Annotated in this window: 17 protein-coding genes, 1 pseudogene and 1 other annotated feature; of the genes and pseudogenes, 3 read left to right on the top strand and 15 right to left on the bottom strand. The window is 39.4% G+C overall.

The window, feature by feature from the left end:
• The first annotated feature begins 267 nt into the window (after window positions 1–267).
• From B7696_RS09095 to B7696_RS09090, 3 genes and pseudogenes are all read left to right on the top strand, one after another.
• On the top strand, window positions 268–2,550 hold the full coding sequence (locus B7696_RS09095) for a Xaa-Pro dipeptidyl-peptidase (protein ID WP_084863322.1): 2,283 nt from the start codon (window positions 268–270) through the stop codon (window positions 2,548–2,550).
• Window positions 2,551–2,712: 162 nt separating this feature from the next.
• A pseudogene (locus tag B7696_RS10665) lies at window positions 2,713–3,014 on the top strand (Xaa-Pro dipeptidyl-peptidase); the annotation flags it as partial.
• Entirely contained in the window at window positions 3,011–3,481 is a 471-nt protein-coding gene (locus tag B7696_RS09090) for an arginine repressor (RefSeq protein WP_084863321.1), read from the top strand. The pseudogene B7696_RS10665 and the gene B7696_RS09090, both read left to right, overlap by 4 nt.
• A gap of 43 nt (window positions 3,482–3,524) precedes the next feature.
• On the opposite strand, the gene B7696_RS09085 is transcribed toward B7696_RS09090, so the two are convergent.
• From B7696_RS09085 to prsA, 15 genes are all read right to left on the bottom strand, one after another.
• Complete coding sequence (locus tag B7696_RS09085; protein WP_084863319.1) at window positions 3,525–3,683, bottom strand: hypothetical protein; 159 nt, start codon at window positions 3,681–3,683, stop codon at window positions 3,525–3,527.
• A gap of 9 nt (window positions 3,684–3,692) precedes the next feature.
• Window positions 3,693–5,003, bottom strand: coding sequence for a GTPase ObgE (obgE, locus tag B7696_RS09080; RefSeq protein WP_084863317.1), 1,311 nt, complete (start codon window positions 5,001–5,003; stop codon window positions 3,693–3,695).
• 62 nt (window positions 5,004–5,065) lie between these two features.
• Complete coding sequence (locus tag B7696_RS09075) at window positions 5,066–5,200, bottom strand: DUF4044 domain-containing protein (protein WP_000863852.1); 135 nt, start codon at window positions 5,198–5,200, stop codon at window positions 5,066–5,068.
• 58 nt (window positions 5,201–5,258) lie between these two features.
• Window positions 5,259–5,450, bottom strand: coding sequence for a PspC domain-containing protein (locus B7696_RS09070; protein WP_161800596.1), 192 nt, complete (start codon window positions 5,448–5,450; stop codon window positions 5,259–5,261).
• A 14-nt stretch (window positions 5,451–5,464) separates the two neighbouring features.
• Window positions 5,465–6,790: a glycosyltransferase family 4 protein gene (locus B7696_RS09065; protein WP_084863316.1), complete on the bottom strand. Its 1,326-nt coding sequence runs from the start codon at window positions 6,788–6,790 to the stop codon at window positions 5,465–5,467.
• An 8-nt stretch (window positions 6,791–6,798) separates the two neighbouring features.
• Window positions 6,799–7,848: an alpha-galactosylglucosyldiacylglycerol synthase gene (gene cpoA, locus B7696_RS09060; RefSeq protein ID WP_239822200.1), complete on the bottom strand. Its 1,050-nt coding sequence runs from the start codon at window positions 7,846–7,848 to the stop codon at window positions 6,799–6,801.
• Window positions 7,849–7,963: 115 nt separating this feature from the next.
• Entirely contained in the window at window positions 7,964–8,293 is a 330-nt protein-coding gene (locus tag B7696_RS09055; RefSeq protein ID WP_000331929.1) for a metal-sulfur cluster assembly factor, read from the bottom strand.
• Window positions 8,294–8,306: 13 nt separating this feature from the next.
• The gene (rpoD, locus tag B7696_RS09050; protein ID WP_004259586.1) at window positions 8,307–9,416 is read right to left on the bottom strand and encodes an RNA polymerase sigma factor RpoD; all 1,110 of its coding nucleotides are present in this window, start codon (window positions 9,414–9,416) and stop codon (window positions 8,307–8,309) included.
• A 2-nt stretch (window positions 9,417–9,418) separates the two neighbouring features.
• Complete coding sequence (dnaG, locus tag B7696_RS09045; RefSeq protein WP_084863314.1) at window positions 9,419–11,179, bottom strand: DNA primase; 1,761 nt, start codon at window positions 11,177–11,179, stop codon at window positions 9,419–9,421.
• 196 nt (window positions 11,180–11,375) lie between these two features.
• On the bottom strand, window positions 11,376–12,134 hold the full coding sequence (locus B7696_RS09040; protein WP_084863312.1) for an ABC transporter ATP-binding protein: 759 nt from the start codon (window positions 12,132–12,134) through the stop codon (window positions 11,376–11,378).
• Window positions 12,131–12,997: an ABC transporter permease gene (locus B7696_RS09035; protein WP_084863531.1), complete on the bottom strand. Its 867-nt coding sequence runs from the start codon at window positions 12,995–12,997 to the stop codon at window positions 12,131–12,133. Before B7696_RS09035 ends, B7696_RS09040 begins: the two co-directional genes overlap by 4 nt.
• Window positions 12,998–13,072: 75 nt before the next feature.
• Window positions 13,073–14,068: a tryptophan ABC transporter substrate-binding protein gene (gene trpX / locus B7696_RS09030; RefSeq protein ID WP_049491792.1), complete on the bottom strand. Its 996-nt coding sequence runs from the start codon at window positions 14,066–14,068 to the stop codon at window positions 13,073–13,075.
• Window positions 14,069–14,179: 111 nt separating this feature from the next.
• Window positions 14,180–14,397, bottom strand: a binding site (T-box leader).
• A 96-nt stretch (window positions 14,398–14,493) separates the two neighbouring features.
• Complete coding sequence (gene ppc, locus B7696_RS09025) at window positions 14,494–17,190, bottom strand: phosphoenolpyruvate carboxylase (protein ID WP_084863310.1); 2,697 nt, start codon at window positions 17,188–17,190, stop codon at window positions 14,494–14,496.
• A 24-nt stretch (window positions 17,191–17,214) separates the two neighbouring features.
• Entirely contained in the window at window positions 17,215–18,438 is a 1,224-nt protein-coding gene (gene ftsW, locus B7696_RS09020) for a cell division peptidoglycan polymerase FtsW (RefSeq protein WP_084863308.1), read from the bottom strand.
• Between the two features lie 160 nt (window positions 18,439–18,598).
• Window positions 18,599–19,537, bottom strand: a complete 939-nt coding sequence (prsA, locus tag B7696_RS09015; protein WP_084863307.1) for a peptidylprolyl isomerase PrsA — start codon at window positions 19,535–19,537, stop codon at window positions 18,599–18,601.
• Window positions 19,538–19,559 lie beyond the last annotated feature (22 nt).

Here is a 19,559-nt window from a genome sequence, read left to right as displayed (position 1 = left end):
TCTCACTATATTATACCATTTTCTTTAAATTTCTATTACTATTACTGATGCTTTAATATCTAATAGCTCAAATCATAGTTAATTAGACAATCCTTGCACGATTTTTAACAGTATCACTAATATTTTTGTATTTAGGCTTATCATTTTACATGTTTATTTTATAAATACTTATTTTTATTTATTATAGTTTCTATTAATTTTTATAGTTTCTTTTCTCTCTGTTTTTTGATATAATAACTGTAATATATTTCATAAATAGGAGGTCTTATGCGTTTTAATCAATTCAGCTATTTAGCGCTACCTAGAGATACAATTATCTTTGAATTAAAAAAGTATGGATTTGATTTACCAGTCAACATCACAAATAAAAAAATGCTTGAAGCGTTTCTTATTCGTTTCTTTTTTAATTTTAAAAACAGCTCCTATCCTCTATCCAGTTTAGCAGTTGATAAGGAAACTGACTTATTGACATTTTTTCAATCAGATAAAGAGTTGACTGCAGATATTTTCTATACTGTGGCTTTTCAACTTTTAGGTTTTTCTTATTTGGTTGACTTTGAAGACAGTGATGTTTTCCGTAAAGAAACTGGTTTTCCTATTGTATATGGTGATTTGATTGAAAATCTCTATCAGTTACTCAATACTCGGACCAAAAAGGGGAACACTCTTATCGACCAACTTGTTAGTGACAGTCTTATTCCTGAGGATAATGACTATCACTACTTTAACGGCAAAAGTTTAGCAACTTTTTCTAGCCATAATGTCATTCGAGAAGTCGTTTACGTTGAGTCTCGTGTCGATACTGACCAAAAAGGGCTACCAGACTTAGTCAAGGTCAGCATTATTCGTCCTCGTTATGACGGGCAAATCCCTGCTATCATGACAGCCAGTCCCTATCATCAGGGAACAAATGATAAAGCCAGCGACAAGGCTCTCTACAAGATGGAGGGCGAGCTTGAAGTGAAGCCTGCTCACAAGATTGAGCTAGAGGAGCCTCAACTAAATCTCGTCCAAGCTCAAGGTCAAGCTGAGCTTGTGTCAGAAGCTGAGGAAAAGCTAACGCACATCAACGCTAGCTATAGTCTCAACGACTACTTCCTTCCACGAGGGTTTGCTAATCTCTATGTTTCAGGTGTCGGTACAAAAGACTCTACTGGTTTCATGACTAACGGGGACTACCAACAAATCGAGGCCTATAAAAATGTCATCGATTGGCTCAATGGTCGTTGCCGTGCCTTTACTGACCACACGCGCCAGCGTCAAGTCAAGGCTGACTGGTCAAATGGAAAAGTTGCCACAACTGGACTCTCCTATCTAGGTACCATGTCCAATGGTCTTGCGACCACAGGTGTCGATGGTTTAGAAGTTATCATTGCCGAGGCTGGCATTTCTTCATGGTACAACTACTACCGTGAAAACGGTCTGGTTACAAGCCCAGGTGGTTATCCAGGTGAGGACTTTGACTCCCTTGCTGAACTAACCTACTCTCGTAATCTCTTGGCTGGTGACTATATCCGAGGTAACGAAGTTCACCAAGCTGACTTAGAAAAAGTAAAAGAGCAACTGGATCGCAAATCTGGCGACTACAATCAGTTTTGGCATGATCGCAATTATCTGCTCAATGCCCATAAGGTAAAAGCAGAGGTTGTCTTTACCCACGGGTCTCAGGATTGGAATGTCAAACCACTTCATGTTTACCAGATGTTCCATGCTCTACCTGCTCATATAAACAAGCATCTCTTTTTCCATAATGGTGCCCATGTTTACATGAACAACTGGCAATCCATTGACTTCCGTGAATCCATGAATGCCTTATTAACTAAAAAATTGCTGGGACAGGAAACGAATTACCAACTTCCTACTGTCATTTGGCAGGACAATACAGCTCCTCAGGCTTGGTTATCACTTGATACCTTCGGTGAGCAAGAAAACTTTGAAACCTTCTCACTTGGTCAAGAAGAGCAAGTCATTCAAAACCAGTACCCAGATAAGGATTTTGGGCGCTATGGTAAAACATACCAGACCTTTAATACAGACCTCTATCAAGGGAAAGCCAATCAAATTACTATTGACCTCCCTGTGACCAAAGATCTTCACTTGGACGGTCGACCTCAACTCAATCTTCGTATCAAATCCAGCACAAACAAGGGGCTTTTATCTGCTCAACTACTGGAACTTGGTCAAAAGAAATACCTACAACCTTATCCAACTATTTTAAGTGCTAGAACCATTGACAACGGTCGCTACCACATGTTGGAAAATCTCTGTGAATTGCCATTTAGACCAAATGAACAGCGAGTCGTGACAAAAGGCTACCTTAATTTACAGAATAGAACTGATTTACTGTTAGTCGAGGAGATCACTGCAGATGAATGGATGGATATCCAGTTTGAACTGCAACCGACTATTTACAAGTTAAAAGAAGGAGACACTCTCCGTTTAGTCCTCTATACTACTGACTTTGAAATCACCATACGTGATAATACTGACTACCACCTGACTGTTGATCTTGAAAAGTCTAGTCTTATACTACCTTGTCAAAAGGTATAATGTAACAGACATTCAGTATGGAAAAATCTCCACTTGAATAGTCTAACGAAACAGAAACTTGGTATCAAATCCAATCCTAGTCTAATGTTTAAAACTGGATTTTGGACAAAAGATATTAAGACCCTAACCAACATGTGTACTCATTAATAATATTCGCTACCACACCACATGTTGGAAAATCTCTGTGAATTGACATTAATCGTAAATTCACAACAAGTCGTGACAAAAGGCTACCCTAATTGAATGATTTACTGTTAGTAGAGGACACCAATGTAGATAAACGGATAGATACCCAATTCATCTACACTCAACTAGTGACAAGTTAAAAGAGGGAAATTCTCTCCGTTTAGTCCTATACTACTAACTTTGAAATCATCATACGTGACAATACCGCTTACCACCCGACTGACAATCTCGTTCAGTCCACGCTTTCTGTATCTAATACAAGGAGTAACATTTTATGAATAAATCTGAACACCGACACCAACTCATACGAGCTCTTGTAACGAAAAACAAGATTCATACTCAAGCTGAGCTACAAGCTCTTCTTGCCGATAATGATATTAAAGTTACACAAGCTACACTTTCGAGAGATATTAAAAGTATGAACCTTTCAAAAGTACGAGAAGAAGACAACTCTTACTACGTACTCAATACAGGTTCAACCTCAAAATGGGAAAAACGTCTCGAAATTTACATGGAAGATGCTCTTGTCTTGATGCGCCCAGTTCAACATCAAGTCCTACTAAAAACCCTTCCTGGACTTGCTCAATCCTTTGGTTCTATCATTGATGCATTGAACTTCCCTGACGCTATCGCTACTCTCTGTGGCGATGATGTCTGCCTTGTCATCTGTGAAGATGCAGAAGCTGCTCAAAAATGCTTTGAAGAGCTGAAAAAATTTGCTCCACCATTTTTCTTTGAAGAATAAGAAAATTCCGTGTCTTATATGGCACGGAATCTTTTTATCTATTTCACTGAGATGGATTGTCTTTTTTAGTTCGTGCCAATCTTAGGGCACGATTTGGATTGAGACGATTAAATAGTTCTTCCAATTTCTTTTCATTCCAAACATCTGCAGCGGAAATGAAATTGCCATCCGCATCTCGGAAAGATATCGGTTTATCTCCCATATCAGTCTCCTAGTCTACAAACTCAAACTCAAATTTACCAATTCGGACCAAGTCACCATCTTTAGCACCACGCGCACGAAGGGCTTCATCAACCCCCATACCACGTAATTGACGGGCAAATTTCATGACCGATTCGTCACGATCAAAGTTGGTCATATTAAAGAGTTTCATGAGTTTTTCACCAGAAAGCACCCATGTCGCATCGTCATCACGACTAATTTCAAAGGCTTTTTCTTCCTCATCAAATCCATAGTAAGCTTCTTCTTCCATATCTGACTCATCATAAAGCAAGAATTCTGGTGTCTTGTCTAACAATTCAGCTGTAGCATCCAAAAGCGTTGCCAGACCTTGCTTGGTCAATCCAGAAATTGGGAAGATAGCTGGTAACTCTTCAAATTCATCATAATTTTCAGCCAATTTTTTCTTAAACTCTTTAAGATTTTCTTGACTCTCAGGCATGTCCATTTTGTTGGCTACGATAATCTGTGGACGCTCCATGAGACGGAGGTTATAAGACTCTAACTCCTTATTGATAGCTAAGTAGTCCTCATAAGGATCACGTCCTTCGCTAGCTGACATATCAATAATATGAAGGATGACACGGGTACGCTCAATGTGGCGGAGGAACTGAGTTCCCAAACCAACACCTTGACTAGCCCCTTCAATCAAACCTGGTAAATCAGCTACTGCAAAGGAGTCACCTGATTGGGTACGAACCATACCAAGATTTGGCACAATAGTCGTAAAATGGTAGGCACCAATTTTAGGTTTAGCAGATGTGATAACACTTAAAAGTGTTGATTTCCCTACAGATGGGAATCCAACTAAACCAACATCTGCCAAGATTTTTAGTTCCAATTGTAACTCACGTTCCTGACCTGGTTCTCCATTTTCAGAGATTTCAGGTGCAGGATTTTTTGGTGTCGCAAAGCGGATATTTCCACGTCCACCACGACCACCGTGGGCTACGATAAATTCTTGACCGTGTTCAATCAAATCTGTCAAGACCTTACCAGTTTCCGCATCACGAACAGTCGTACCTTGCGGTACACGAACTCTTAGGTCTTCAGCACCACGACCATGCATCCCTTTGGTCATTCCTTTTTCACCAGAATCAGCCTTGAAATGGCGATTGTAGCGGAAATCCATCAAGGTACGCAAACCTTCGTCTACAACGAAGACTACATTACCTCCACGACCACCATCACCACCCCAAGGACCGCCATTAGGGACATATTTTTCACGGCGAAAGGCAACCATGCCATCGCCACCATTACCAGCCTTGACCTTGATCTTGGCTGTATCTAAAAACATACTCATTTTTTTTCTCACTTTAAAAAAGGGCTGGGAAATCCCAGTCACAAAATTTTCTTGAATCTATTTTATAGATTACTGAGGGCACCAATTGCAGTTGCAAAAATACCCAAAATACTTGCTACTAACATGATAAGTACGATAAGCAAGGTTAATTTCTCAAACATCGTTTTTTTACGTTTTCCATTATCTCCAAATGCCATTTTTTTCTCCTTCGTTACATTCTATTTTCTATTATCTTAGCATGAATTCAGCTAGTTTTCAATAGTCACTTGCTACCGGCGCAATAATCCATAAAATGATATAAGCTACAATTCCTGCCCCATAACAAAATGCAAGAACACCCCATATTACACGAACAATAGTAGGATCCATATCAAAATAATTTGCGACCCCAGCACATACTCCAGCAATTTTTTGATCACTACCGCTTCTCATCAATTGTTTTTTCATAGCTGTTCCTCTTTCTATTCTTCATGGTCTTTCCAATAATCTCTGATGCTGATTAACTGTGTTTTTGAAGCCCTCAGCATTCGTCTAGAGCCTTTTACAGGCACAGCAACCACCTGTTGCGGTAAATACAAAACTGTCTTAAAGATACGCTGGCTGACCGTATCATCTTTTGCTAAATCTTTCTGGAAGTTATTTGAAATAATGGCATCCAGATAAAACTCATGCACTCGTTTTCCAAAATTCTCAGCTGAAATCTCATATAATTTCTCTGATAAGGTATGCTCGTCCATATCTGGCGTTGCAATCAGGGCCTCCAGAATAGCTCCAGCCAAATCATGCTCACCGTAATACAAGGTTCCAAACATTTTATCACTGATAAGATTGTCCAGATAAGGATTTCCATGAGCAATGACAGGTGTTCCACTGGCCAAGCTTTCCAAGTATGTCAAACCTTGCGTCTCACTTGTCGATGCTGAGATGAAGAAATCTGCCGCCTTATAGTAAAGAGCTGTCTCACTAGGAGCAATCATCCCGGTAAAGATAACAGAATCTTGAATCTCTAGTTTCTGAGCTTGCTCTTTGAGGTCATTCAGATAAGGACCATCTCCAGCTACCACCAGTTTAACCTTGTCTTCTTCTTTCAGAACTTCTGCAAAGGCCGCTAATACTGCTTGAATATTTTTTTCATAGGAAATTCTGGAAAGACTAAGCAACATCTTTTCATCATCTTGAATCCCTAGTTTACTACGCAGTTCTTTCAGATTTTCTTGCTTGATTTCTGGACGTTCAAACTTGGCTAATTCAATCCCAGTTGGAATGACTCGCTTTTCCACCTTGACCTTATAGTCAGATAACAAGTCACGGACAATCTCGCTCGGGCAAATAACCCCATCCACATCGTGCAGGAAACCTCTGACCAGATACTTGACCATACTAGGACGAATCAACATTCCCTTAGCAATATAATGCACGTAGTCTTCGTATTGGGTGTGATAGGTATGGATGACTGGAATCTTCAATTCACGCGCAATCCAAATCCCCAACAAGCCTAGAGAAAATTCTGTCTGAGTATGGATAATATCTAGCTGATACTGTTTGGCAATTTCAAGCGCCTTGCTAAAACCTCGATAGGCAAAGCGGCGATCCTTAAAAGCAAAGAAAGGAACACTTGGTATGCGGATAATTTGCCAATCTTCGTAGCGATTGACATCCTTATCTGTCGTTGTAAAGATAAAAACAGCATGCCCCTGCTTTTCAAGTTCTGTTTTCAAGGTTCGAATACTGGTCGCAACACCAGAAACCTGAGGAAAATAGGTATCTGTAAATAAACCAATTCGCATAGATTACCTCACTTTTTCTTTCTCCCTAAAGCGGCTTGTTTCTCATAAAAGTCCAACCAGATTTGTAACAGATGCTCTTCAGAATACTCTCTGGAAATATTCTTAGCTTTTTCTTTGAGGTCTTTTAAAGCAACAGGATTTGCTTGATATTCCAGAATAGCTTCTTTCATCTCTTCTCTATCTGCTGTCGCCCGATAATTTCCCTCCAAAATTACCTTATAAAGATCCAAATCACGCAACATAATAGGAGCTTCACAACTAGCAGCCTCTAAAATAGTCATAGGGAATAGCTCATTGTAACTAGGTAACAAGAAAAGATCCGCTAGGGCATACAATTCGCGCATTCGCTCTGGTGACACAATACCTGGAAACATCAAATTTTTAGGTGGATTATCCATAATTTTCTTGTAGCGTTCATAACCATCTGTCATGCCACCAAAAGAGAAACCACCTGCCCAGATAAAGGTAATTTGCGGCAATTCCTCAGCCAGACGGATAAAATCGTCAATCCCTTTGCGCTTCTGAACTTGACCAGCACCTACTACGATAAACTGATTATCACTAAGACCTAGCTCTGTACGCAGTATCGCTACCTCTTCCTGTGGAAGAGGATGCCATTTTTCCTTGTTTACAAAGTTAGGAATATAGGTCACTTTTTCACGTGGAATACCAGCTGCCACCAAATCCTCGATAAACATAGGATTGACCACAACCAAGTGCTCCATCCGGTTGTAAAAAGAAAATACATAGCGTTTCACAATTCCCTTTAAGAAAAATGGAATTTTCAAACTCCCCTCAAGTGTATCAGGCAAGAAATGCACATAGCCAATTTTCCTTCCTGAGCGTTTCTTTTGGAAGGTTGATAAATAATAGGGGAAATCAATTGTATGAAAGTGAGTCACATCTGCCTCTATTGGAAGATTTTCTGTAACAATCAATTGGTCCTTGGCATCACGGTGAAGAAGACGAACTAATTCACGGTAAGCACCTGAAACTCCTTGTCCTGCTACTTTCTCACTTGAACTCAACATATTGATGCGTAATTTCTTTTTTTCCATAACTACTATTATATCATTTTCTTTGAATAAAATCAGCAAAAGAAAGGAGAGACTAAAGGAAAAGAAGAGGAAATTTCCTCGATTTTCCAATAATCTCTCACATGCTTTTATTTGTTTACTTAATGCCTAGGGCAATGCGTGCATAGCGACTCATTTTTTCAACAGTCCAGGCTGGATACCAAACTAATTTGACCTCAGTATCCGTTACTTCTGGAACCTCTGTCATAGCATCATAAATCTGGTCTGTCAAAAGATCTGCCAGGGGACAACCCATGGTTGTCAAAGTCATATCAATCTCTGTTTGCCCTGTGTCACCGTCAAAACGAATCTCATAAATCAAACCAAGATTGACAATATCGATTCCCAACTCAGGGTCGATGACTTCTTCCAAGGCTGTTAAAATCCGTGTTTTGATATTTTCAATTTGCTCTTCTGTATAAGCCATATTTTCCTCACTCTTAGTCTTCAATAAAATCACGAAGCGGTTTGCTACGACTTGGTTGGCGTAGTTTTCTCAAAGCCTTTGCTTCAATCTGACGGATACGCTCACGGGTTACGTTAAAGACTTTCCCCACATCTTCAAGGGTGCGCATTTTTCCATCATCTAGTCCAAAACGTAGACGCAGAACATTTTCTTCACGGTCTGTAAGAGTATCCAAGACCTCATCCAACTGCTCACGCAAGACGATACGAGTTGTATAGTCCACTGGATTTTCAATTACTTCATCTTCGATAAAGTCTCCAAGATGGCTATCATCCTCTTCACCGATTGGTGTTTCAAGAGATACTGGTTCTTGGGCAATCTTCAAGATTTCACGAACCTTATCAGGTGTCATATCCATTCGTTCAGCAATCTGTTCTGGCGTTGGATCTTGTCCCAATTCTTGAAGGAGATTACGCTGTTCACGAACCAATTTATTGATGGTTTCAACCATGTGGACTGGGATACGAATAGTACGAGCTTGATCCGCAATAGCACGAGTGATAGCCTGACGAATCCACCAAGTTGCATAAGTTGAGAACTTGAACCCTTTAGAATAGTCAAACTTGTCAACCGCCTTCATCAAGCCCATGTTCCCTTCTTGAATCAAGTCAAGGAACTGCATACCTCGGCCGACATAGCGTTTAGCAATAGAAACAACCAAACGAAGGTTAGCTTCCGCAAGACGTTGTTTGGCTTCGATATCACCAGCTTCAACAGCCAGTGCTAATTCTTTTTCCTCTTCATTAGTCAAGAGAGGAACGACTCCGATTTCTTTCAAGTACATTCGAACAGGGTCATTAACCTTAGCCGAAGTTGAACCAATCAAGTCCTCATCGCTGAGTTCTGGTTCTTCTTCAGCACTAAGAACACGCGCACTTGGATTTCCTTCGTTATCTGTGATTGAAATTCCTGCATCCTGAATCCGTTGCAAGAGATCTTCAATTCCATCAGCATCCAAGGTAAAAGGAATCACCAGACTCGCATTAATTTCATCATCAGTTGCTGTCCCTTTTTGTTTATGATTACGGATAAATTCTGCTACTTGTACATCAAATGTTGTTACTTCTTTTTGTTTTGTTGCCATTATTACTCCATTCTTCTCTTTTGGGAAATTAAACGTCCCAATTCTTCTAGGGCTGTGTCTGTATCTCCTACATGGCTAGCTTCCTGCACCTTCTTTTTGATTCTCATATTGTCCTGATTCAAGAGAGCCTTGTTTCGAGTCATTTCTACTTCACTAAGTTCCTGCGGTGACATCTCAGCAGGCAAATCCTGAGCTAAAACTTGATACCAGGCTCTTTCAACTTCCTCTGTTTGTTCTGCTAAAACTTCTGGAGGAAGATTGCCATACTGGTCAAGCAAGTCATATAAGACCTGAAATTCAGGTGTGTCAAACGCAAAGTCTTCTCGCAAACGGTAATCGTTTAAAACAAGAGGGGATTCCATCATTCGATAAAGTAGATGAGCTTCTGCCCTCATAATAGCTGATAACTGCTTGGTGACAGGCATAGTGATTTGCGTCGGTCTGGAAATTCCTTCCATACGATTCTGCCTTTGAGCCTGACGGCTTTCATTAACAATCTGCTCAATCTGAGCATAATCAAAGGACGTCAAACTGTCAGCTAAAATATGAATATAACTGTTTTGAGCAGTGATAGACTTTTCTTGAACAATCAAGGGAGCTATTTTTTCAATAAACTCAATCTGAGCCTGCAGATTTTCACTATTTTCAGGCTTATACTGGTGAATGTAGAACTCAATCGGACTAATACGAGTTTTCGTTAATAGATAGGCCAAGTCTTCTGGTCCATTTTTTTGTAGATACTCATCTGGATCCAAGTTATCAGGCATGCTGACAATCTGCACAGGCATATCACCAATTTCATCCAATGCTTTCAATGTCGCGGCTTGCCCAGCCTTATCGCCATCATAAACAAGAACCAACTTCTTGGTTAACCTTTTCAGATGCTCAACATGCTCACGACTCAAGGCCGTTCCCATTGATGCAACAGCGTTTTCGATTCCAGCTCGATAGGCTGCAATAACATCCATGAATCCTTCCATCAGATAAATCTCACTGGCTTTTCCAGAAGATTTTTTAGCCCTATCCATATGATATAATTCGTAACTTTTGTTAAAAATTGCAGTCGATCGGCTATTTTTATACTTAGAAGTTTGTGAATCCGTTTTCTGCCAGATACGACCTGAGAAGGCAATGACCTTTCCTTGGTCATTTGTCAGGGGAAACATAATCCGATTGTGAAAGGTATCTACAAATTGATTAGCATCCGAGAGATAAAACAGTCCTGAATCTAGGAAATCCTCATCACGATACTGACCAGACAAACGTTGATAGAGATAGTTTCGTTCTGGAGGTGCCAAACCAATCCGAAAATGCTTGAGCACTTCATCTGTCAAACCACGCTGATAAAGGTAGTTTCTGGCCTCCTCCCCCATGGTCGTTGTCATGAGAATAGCATGATAAAATTTGGCAGCATCTTCGTGCATATCATAAAGAGCTTGGTGGGGTGAAGCTGGCTTCTGTTCACTATAAAGCGGTTTTTCCACCTCTATCCCGACACGCTGACCTAAGATTTGGACAGCCTCCATAAAGGGAACTCCTTGATACTCCTCGATGAATTTAAAGACATCACCTGAGCGACCACAACCAAAACAGTGGTAAAACTGCTTATCCTCAACAACGTTGAAAGAAGGTGTTTTTTCACCATGAAAAGGACAGAGCCCTAGATAGTTCCGTCCTGCCTTTTGTAAAGAAATCACATCTCCTATGACTTCCACAATGTTGGCATTGTTTTTGATTTCTTCAATGACTTGTTTGTCAACCATACACAATACCTCCATCTTATCATAGTATCACGTAAACTAGTATAGCTTATTTCTGAAAAAAAGTAAACCATTTCATACGCTTTCCGTAATTATCTTTGCCTTATTTTTCTAAATAGAAAAGAGAGTTAAAAAACTCAGAAACATTTTAATGCTTCTGAGTTTTTCTTCTCTATTTTTTGATGAAAATAAAGGTCATCTATTCAAATAATTGATAGTAGTCAGAGATTTTCATTTTTGCTTTTTCTTCTTGGTTCAAATCTTGGATAATTCGTCCTTCTTTCATGACAATCAGACGATTACCATATTTGAGAGCATCTTCCATATGGTGGGTAATCATAAGGGCTGTCAGCTGGTCTTTCTTGACAAATTCATCCGTCAATTCCATTAAGGCGACACTTGTCTTTGGATCAAGGGCTGCAGTATGCTCGTCTAACAAGAGTAATTCAGGTCGCTTCAAGGTTGCCATCAAAAGACTCAAGGCCTGTCTTTGTCCACCTGATAAGAACTCAATCGGTGTATTCAAGTGTTTTTCAAGACCATTTCCTACTTTTTCAATGGTTGCCTGAAATTCATCCTTATAACTAGTCAAGCGTCTTGGGAAGAGTCCACGCTTTTCACCACGAAACTTGGCAATCAAAAGATTTTCAGCGACCGTCATACGAGGAGCTGTCCCCATCTTGGGATCTTGGAAGACTCGAGACAGATACTTAGCCCGCTTCTCTGGTGAAAACTTGGTAACATCTTCACCCAAAATACGGATGGTTCCACTGGTTAGTGATAAGGTTCCTGCAATGGTGTTAAAGAGGGTCGATTTCCCAGCTCCATTACCACCCAAAATCGTGATAAAGTCCTGTTCAAAAATTTCTAAGGAAACATCATTTAAAATAATCTTTTCTTCATCAAAGCCATTTTTAACGATTTTGGTTGCATTTTTTAATTCTACAATTGCTGTCATTTGCTTAACTTGGCTCCTTTCAAGATTGTTTGCTTAAATGTTGGAATCATGAGGCAGACTGCTAGAATCAAGGCACTGTACAAACGAAGGTAACTTGTATTAAAGCCAAGCGCAATAACTGCCCACACTAAGAATTGATAAGCGATAGAACCCACAACGATGGCAACCAAACGCTCTGCCAAGCTCAAACTCTTGAAGATAACTTCTCCAATAATCAAACTTGCAAGCCCCACAACGATAACCCCGATTCCTCGAGAAACATCAGCATAGCCTTCTTGCTGGGCAATAAGAGCCCCTGCAAGGGCAATCACACCATTTGATAAGACCAACCCCATAAGCTCCATGCGCCCAGTATGAATCCCGAAACTTCTAGCCATATCAGGATTGTCACCTGTAGCAATATAGGCTTGTCCGAGTTTGGTATCCAAGAAAAAGAGCATGAGAGCAATAACAAGACTGACAAAGATGAGACCTGTCAAGAGTTGGTTCAAATCTGAATCAAAAGGCAAAACATCCTGGATTTGCTTGGTTCCAAGCAATCCTAAATTTGCACGTCCCATAATCAAGAGCATGATAGAGTGACAGGAAGTCATCACCAAAATCCCTGAGAGCAAGGTTGGGATCTTCCCTTTTGTATAAAGAAGTCCTGCTGCCATTCCAGCCAAACAACCTGCTCCTACAGCAACAAGAGTCGCTAAAAATGGGTTCACTCCTTTGGTTATCAAAGTGACAGCAACAGCTCCCCCAAGAGGGAAGGAACCTTCTGTCGTCATATCTGGAAAGTTCAAAATCCTAAATGTCATAAAGATCCCCAGACCTAGAATAGCCCAGACAAATCCTTGAGAAATAATAGATAATATCATCTGTTTCTTAACCTTTTCTATATGATTTCTATTGTAAAAAATTGGAGGAGATGTCCCCAACTCCTCCATTGTAGATTATTCAATCACTTGTCCTGCTTCTTTTAGAACAGATTCAGGAATCGTAATACCTAGCTCTTGTGCCAATTTTTTGTTAATTACTGACTTACCAGTTGAAAAGACATTGACTGGAGTTTCAGCTGGTTTTGCACCTTTCAAGACTTGTGCAATCATTTTACCTGTTGCCACACCAAGGTCGTGTTGGTCAACTACAACTGATGCCAAACCACCTGCTTCTACCATGGCAGTCGCGCTTGGATAAATTGGTTTCTTAGCGGATTGATTACTTGATACAACTGTTGAGAAGGCTGAAGCAATGGTGTTGTCGATTGGAACCCAGATAGCATCAACCTTGCTAGTCATAACGTTAACTGTTGAAGCAATTTCGTTTGTTGAAGGAACCGCAAATGTTTCTACTGTCAAACCTGCTTTTTCAGCATAAGCCTTAAATTCTTCTACCTGTGTTTTTGAATTATCTTCACTGCTTGAGTAAAGAGCACCTATTGTTTTCACATTTGGTGTCAAAGCCTTGATGAGTTCTACTTGTTGTTGAGCTGGATTGTGGTCAGATACCCCTGTAATATTTCCACCTGGTTTTTTTAAATCTTTAACCAAGTTCGCACCGATTGGGTCTGTAATAGCAGCCATGATAACAGGTAGATCTTTTGTTGCACTAGCCAAACCTTGGGCAGCTGGTGTTGCGATACCAACCACAAGGTCATTGCCATTTGCAACCAACTGTTTACTCATGGTCGCAACCTTACTTTGGTCGCCTTCTGAGTTCATAAAGTCGATCTTCAACTGATCATCTTTATAGCCTTCTTCTGCAAGTCCATCTTGAATCCCTTTATAAATCAAGTCAAGAGATGGATGGCTCACAAACTGAAGGACACCAACTTTGGCAACTTTCTTTTCGTTTTTAGCTTCTGGTTTATTCATTGAAGAGTAAATCAAGCTTCCTGCTACTAAGACTGCTAATGCAGCGATAATTCCAATTAAACGTTTATTTTTCATTCTATTTCTCCTTTTTAATTCCTTTAAACTACTTCACTTATCTGAACAAGCGACGCCATCGTTTTCTTTCCATACTAACCTCCATCAAAAAGTCCTCACACAAAAAACTTGTGTGAGGACGTCGATGCGCGGTACCACCTCAATTATAGGGAATTTCCCTATCGCTCTGTCTCGCAATAACGAGATGCACTGTAAGGTGTGCTCACCGAATTTTTATGATTTCAAATTCTACATAACATTCAGCCCAATTTTCATCATCACCACTTATCTGTTTTCAGCTACCACAGACTCTCTAAAAAGTTTGTATGACTACTTTTCTGAATGGTTAAATTATATCATTTTTCAACTACTTGTCAAGACTCTTTGAGCATTTTTTTGAAATATTCAAAAACTTCCCCTATTGAAAAGAGGAAGTTTGAAAGGTATCAGCCTGAATTACGCAATCCTGTCGCAATTCCGTTGATGGTTGTATGGATTAATTTTTCTTGATCGCTTGATAATTCTCCACGACGTTGACGTTTAATCAACTCCAACTGGATATAGTTAAGAATATTAAAGTAAGGCATACGGTAATCCAAACTTGCTTTTAGATATGGATTCTCAGCCAAAAGTTCATCATAACCTTCAATAGCCAAGATGACTTCCTTGGTAACTTGCCATTCATTTAGAATAGTCTCATAGATTGCTTTTACTTCTTCATCCTCACAAAGTTTGGCATATTCAAAAGCAATATTCATATTTGATTTTGACAAGACCATATCGACATTTGAAAGAAGCGATTGGAAGAAAGGCCAGTTTTGGTACATGTCTCGTAGGATAGCGATATTCTCTGGATTTTTATCAATAAATTCCTTGAAGCTTGAACCAACCCCATACCATCCAGGGAACATGACGCGGCTTTGCGACCATGAGAAGACCCAAGGGATAGCTCGCAAACCACCGATTTCAGTAATAGTCTTACGAGCAGCTGGACGAGAACCAATGTTAAAGCTTGAAATAGCCTTGATTGGACTTGACTCAAAGAAATAATCATAGAAATGATCATTTCCAAAGACCAAATCACGGTAGATATCGTAACTACGGTCCACTACTTGATCCATAATAGCTTCATAACGATTTGAGGTATTTGTATCGCTCTTCTTCTGAGTAATCATACGGTTAATGGCTGCTGAAACCAACATTTCAAGATTATAGTAGGCAGCGTCTTTGTTACCGTATTTATTCCCAATTACTTCCCCCTGCTCCGTCAAGCGGATACGGTCCTTGATAGACTTAAGCGGTTGAGATGTGATGGCTTCATAGGTTGGTCCACCACCACGACCGACAGTCCCACCACGGCCATGGAAGAAGGTAACCTTAACACCAAATTCATCTCCAATAGCAGTCAATTGTTGTTGAGCCTTGTAGAGGGTCCAACATGATGATAAGTAGCCACCATCTTTATTACTATCAGAGTAACCAAGCATGATTTCTTGGTAGTTATTACGTGAAGCAATCCATTTCTTAGCAAGAGGAAGAGAAAGGTACTCTCTCATGGTTTCTTCTGAGTGGTCCAAGTCCTCGATTGTTTCAAAGAGAGGAACAATTTGGACACGGGCTCTTTCTTTATCAACTAGACCTACTTCTTTTAGTAAGATAGCCAATTCCAACATGTCTGATACGCTGGTTGCATGTGAAATGATAGTCTGACGAATGACGTCATCACCCAACTTATCTTTCAACTTACGAGCAGCTTTAAAGATTGCTAATTCTTTTTCGAGTAACTCTGATTTTTCAACATGAGTAGCAGAAAGAATACGTGGATCTTCCTCTAGTTCTTTCAAAAGAAGCTGGCATTTTTCTTCTTCACTTAGTTCACTATAATGAGAATGAATGCCTGCTGATTTCAAGAGTTCAGCTACACAGGCTTCATGAACACTAGAATCTTGACGCATGTCAATAGATGCCAAATAGAAACCAAAAATTTCAACTGCCTGAATTAGCTCAACAAAATCACCAGAAATCAGTGCTTCACCCTTGTTTTCCAAGAGGGAATCACGAATGGTAATTAAATCCTTATAAAAATCATTAGCTGTTTCATAGCGAGTTCCAACTTCCTTATCCTCAATCAAATAAGCTTTTGTCGCTTGGATTTTTGATTGAATATCAAACAAGGCACGACGGTATAGCTCTTTTTCACGATAAATCGAGTTATCCTTAGACTGACGAGCCATTTCTCTGACTTGCTTGCTCACATTGACAATACTGGTTGAGAGAGAGAACTCACGATAAAGTTGGTAAATCTTTTCATCATAGTAATTCATGATGACTCCACACTGAGTCATAGCAGATTGTTTTAAGGTATCTGCTGTAACAAAAGGATTACCATCACGGTCTCCACCAATCCACATACCCATGGTAATTGGTTTAGGATGTTTCAACTCCAAACCGTGTTTTTTAGCCAGACGCTTGTACTCAGCAGTCAAATGAGGAACTGCTTTCAAGAATGAGCTATTGTAGTATTCCATTACATTCGTGATTTCATTGGTAACTTTCAATTTCTTTTCACGAATCATATCTGTCTGCATGATAATCTCAATGTAACGACGGAGATCATTATGCCATTTTTCCTTATTAATCAAACCTAATTTCACATCACGGTACTTACGCAAGAGGGTATGGATATGGTTGGTCAAATCCAACATACTCTTACGTTGCACTTGTGTTGGATGGGCTGTCAAAACAGGGACAACATTCAAGTGTTCTAGAATTTCAACCGCGTTTTCTTTTTCCGCAACCATTTTGATAGTTGCTGACAATTTACCAAGATAATCTTGATCGATGTTATTTTGATGGTTGATTTCATAGGCCAAATCCACGTCTTCTGAAATATTAATCAAAAGAGGTAAGATAGAGAAATAGCGTGAAATATAAGCCATTTCATCATTTGTCAGACTAGTAACCAGTTGGTTCAAGCCTTGATAATCTTCTTTAGTTGATAATTCCTTCAACTGCATGATTTTTTCAAAAGTCTCTGGGGCAAGCATATTTTTAGTAATATCTTCTAACAATTCTGTTAAAATTAATACTTCTTCTTGCACGACAGCTTTATTACTATAGTTTTCTAATTTTTGAAGAGACATAGGTAATCCTTTCCACTATCAACTCTACATATAGTTTGATGAGTGAGTTTCTAACTCCTCATATAATTGGGCACGTTTTTCACTTGCATCAATATTTAAGACAAAGGCGATGGCTACAGACAAGACTAGGAGACTGTTCCCTCCTTGTGATAAGAAGGGGAAGGTTACTCCTGTCGAAGGAATAATGCCAGAAATTCCACCGATATTGACAAATACCTGTACCAGCATCATCCCCCCAACCCCAATCGCCATCATGGAATTAAAGGGATTCTTAGCACGAATACCTACTAGGATAATTCGTAAAATCAGGAAAAAGACAAGGGCTAAAATCAAGCTGGCTCCCACAAATCCAAACTCTTCAATGACAATTGAAAATACAAAATCTGTATGGGCCTCTGGTAAATAACCACGTTTTTCAATTGAATTTCCTAATCCTAGACCAAACCAACCACCATTTACCATGGCAAAGTAGGAATTTGCAAGTTGGTGGCCTGCTCCTGCCAAATCAGCAAAGGGATTAAAGTAGGCACTGAAACGCTTGGCAACGTAACCAAATACTGGAACTTTTGAAAACTTATCAACCCCAATCATAGAGATAGTTGATAAGGATAGGGCTGAAACTCCAAACAATATACCGATAAAGGCTATAAACCAACGATGAGCAATCCCACTAACTGTATACATAATCAAGGCGACCAGAGCTAATATGGTAGCATTCCCCAAATCTGGGAAAATGGCCAAACTTCCTATCATTACCAAGAGGACAAAACGCCAATCATTAAAAGCTCGAGGAATCCATTGATTTTGAGTTAAAACTTGAAAATCGTAAACACTAATTTCATCCTGTTGTTTTGAAAAACGTTGGGCCAAGTACCAGACGATGATAATCTTCAAATACTCCGCTGGTTGAATGGTCAAAGGTCCTACTGAAATCCAACCATAGGCTCCATTGACTGGCGTACCAATTAAGCGAGCTAGAGCTAAGAGAATCAGCTCAACAAACATAACAATAAATAAGAGACGTTCTTTTCTTAAAAAATTCAGTTTCAGCTTATATATCAAGGCCATCAATATTAAACTAAATATCCAAAACATTCCCTGACTTCGAACCAATTGGAGGGCACTTTTACCTTCTTCGATAAGAATGGCACTGGTTGTAGAATAGACTACAATCAAACCCAAAATAGATAAAAGTAAGTAAGGAACTAGAATAGAATAGTTTAACAGGTGCCTCTTACTAATCTTCATAGTATCACCAATCTAATGAGAACAAAAGAAATTATTCCCAAATTCCGTTTATTTTCTAGTTTTGATTGCTATTATACCATTTTTTCCGAAAGAAAAAAACTCTTACCCTTAAGATAGAAGATTTTCTCATAAGAAAAAGAGCACTTGGCTCTTTTCTGTTTTATTCTTTTGAAGAACTGCTTGAGCTTGAATCGCCACCACCGATATATTGGGTAAAGATATTTTGGAAGGCTTGGTCTTTAACCTTGATATTAGCTGCTTGCAATTCTTTTCCGACAATACTTTGAACAAATGATGCATCATTTTGTTTTTGAATCAAGATAACAGTTTTCAATTTTTCTTTGTAGTCATCGATATTAGATGACTTTTCTGTTTTCTTAATGAGTTTTACAATGTAATACTGACTGCTGTATGCTTGAGTACCAGTAGCTGTAATGACATCAGAAATGCCATTAACATCCAAGGCAAAAGCTGCTTTCTTAACTTGATCTGGTACCTCTGTTGAAGCTGAATCAAAAGTAATTTCACCACCGTTAGCTTTGGTTTTCTCATCAGTTGAGTTATCTTTAGCTAATTGAGCGAAATCTGCGCCACTTGCCTTAGCTTTTTCGAGGACTTCTTTCGCTTTATCCTCATTATCAAAACGAATAATTTGAGCAGTTACGTCCGGAGTATAGTTCTCAAATGCTTTCTTATACGCTTCATCAGTTAATTCAGCTTCTGCAGCCTTTTTAACTGCAAATTCAACTAATTTACTTGTACGAATTTGTGCTTTACGTGTTTCAAGAGTCATACCTGATTGTGATAAGACACGTTGGTAATTCTCACCATATTGTTTTTCTTCTCCAGAAATGATATCATCGATTTCTTTGTCATCTACTTCTGAGCCATATTGCTTCTCAAATACTTTTTGAATAGTCAAGTTCAACAAGACTTGTTGGGCCGAAGGATTGATTTTCACTTGCTCATAAAATTGATGTTCTGTGATGACATCCCCTTTCATGCTGATAAGGTCTGCCCCTTCTGAACCTTTCGAACAAGCTGCTAAAGTTGCTACTGATAATAGTGTAATGGCACCTGCCAATAGTTTTTTCTTCATGTCTACTCCTTTGAGATAAGTG

The organism is Streptococcus mitis, from assembly GCF_002096815.1.
Taxonomy (GTDB): Bacteria; Bacillota; Bacilli; order Lactobacillales; family Streptococcaceae; genus Streptococcus; species Streptococcus mitis_AD.
The sequence above is the reverse complement of the archived record's forward strand: the minus strand, read 5'-3'. Positions and strand labels throughout refer to the sequence as shown.

What these genes read in the sequence shown, in the direction of transcription:
- B7696_RS09095 (WP_084863322.1), top strand. Translation starts at nt 268, where the DNA reads ATGCGTTTTAATCAATTCAGCTATTTAGCGCTACCTAGAGATACAATT.
- B7696_RS09090 (WP_084863321.1), top strand. Translation starts at nt 3,011, where the DNA reads ATGAATAAATCTGAACACCGACACCAACTCATACGAGCTCTTGTAACG.
- B7696_RS09085 (WP_084863319.1), bottom strand. Translation starts at nt 3,683, where the DNA reads ATGGGAGATAAACCGATATCTTTCCGAGATGCGGATGGCAATTTCATT.
- obgE (WP_084863317.1), bottom strand. Translation starts at nt 5,003, where the DNA reads ATGAGTATGTTTTTAGATACAGCCAAGATCAAGGTCAAGGCTGGTAAT.
- B7696_RS09075 (WP_000863852.1), bottom strand. Translation starts at nt 5,200, where the DNA reads ATGGCATTTGGAGATAATGGAAAACGTAAAAAAACGATGTTTGAGAAA.
- B7696_RS09070 (WP_161800596.1), bottom strand. Translation starts at nt 5,450, where the DNA reads ATGAAAAAACAATTGATGAGAAGCGGTAGTGATCAAAAAATTGCTGGA.
- B7696_RS09065 (WP_084863316.1), bottom strand. Translation starts at nt 6,790, where the DNA reads ATGCGAATTGGTTTATTTACAGATACCTATTTTCCTCAGGTTTCTGGT.
- cpoA (WP_239822200.1), bottom strand. Translation starts at nt 7,848, where the DNA reads ATGGAAAAAAAGAAATTACGCATCAATATGTTGAGTTCAAGTGAGAAA.
- B7696_RS09055 (WP_000331929.1), bottom strand. Translation starts at nt 8,293, where the DNA reads ATGGCTTATACAGAAGAGCAAATTGAAAATATCAAAACACGGATTTTA.
- rpoD (WP_004259586.1), bottom strand. Translation starts at nt 9,416, where the DNA reads ATGGCAACAAAACAAAAAGAAGTAACAACATTTGATGTACAAGTAGCA.
- dnaG (WP_084863314.1), bottom strand. Translation starts at nt 11,179, where the DNA reads ATGGTTGACAAACAAGTCATTGAAGAAATCAAAAACAATGCCAACATT.
- B7696_RS09040 (WP_084863312.1), bottom strand. Translation starts at nt 12,134, where the DNA reads ATGACAGCAATTGTAGAATTAAAAAATGCAACCAAAATCGTTAAAAAT.
- B7696_RS09035 (WP_084863531.1), bottom strand. Translation starts at nt 12,997, where the DNA reads ATGATATTATCTATTATTTCTCAAGGATTTGTCTGGGCTATTCTAGGT.
- trpX (WP_049491792.1), bottom strand. Translation starts at nt 14,068, where the DNA reads ATGAAAAATAAACGTTTAATTGGAATTATCGCTGCATTAGCAGTCTTA.
- ppc (WP_084863310.1), bottom strand. Translation starts at nt 17,190, where the DNA reads ATGTCTCTTCAAAAATTAGAAAACTATAGTAATAAAGCTGTCGTGCAA.
- ftsW (WP_084863308.1), bottom strand. Translation starts at nt 18,438, where the DNA reads ATGAAGATTAGTAAGAGGCACCTGTTAAACTATTCTATTCTAGTTCCT.
- prsA (WP_084863307.1), bottom strand. Translation starts at nt 19,537, where the DNA reads ATGAAGAAAAAACTATTGGCAGGTGCCATTACACTATTATCAGTAGCA.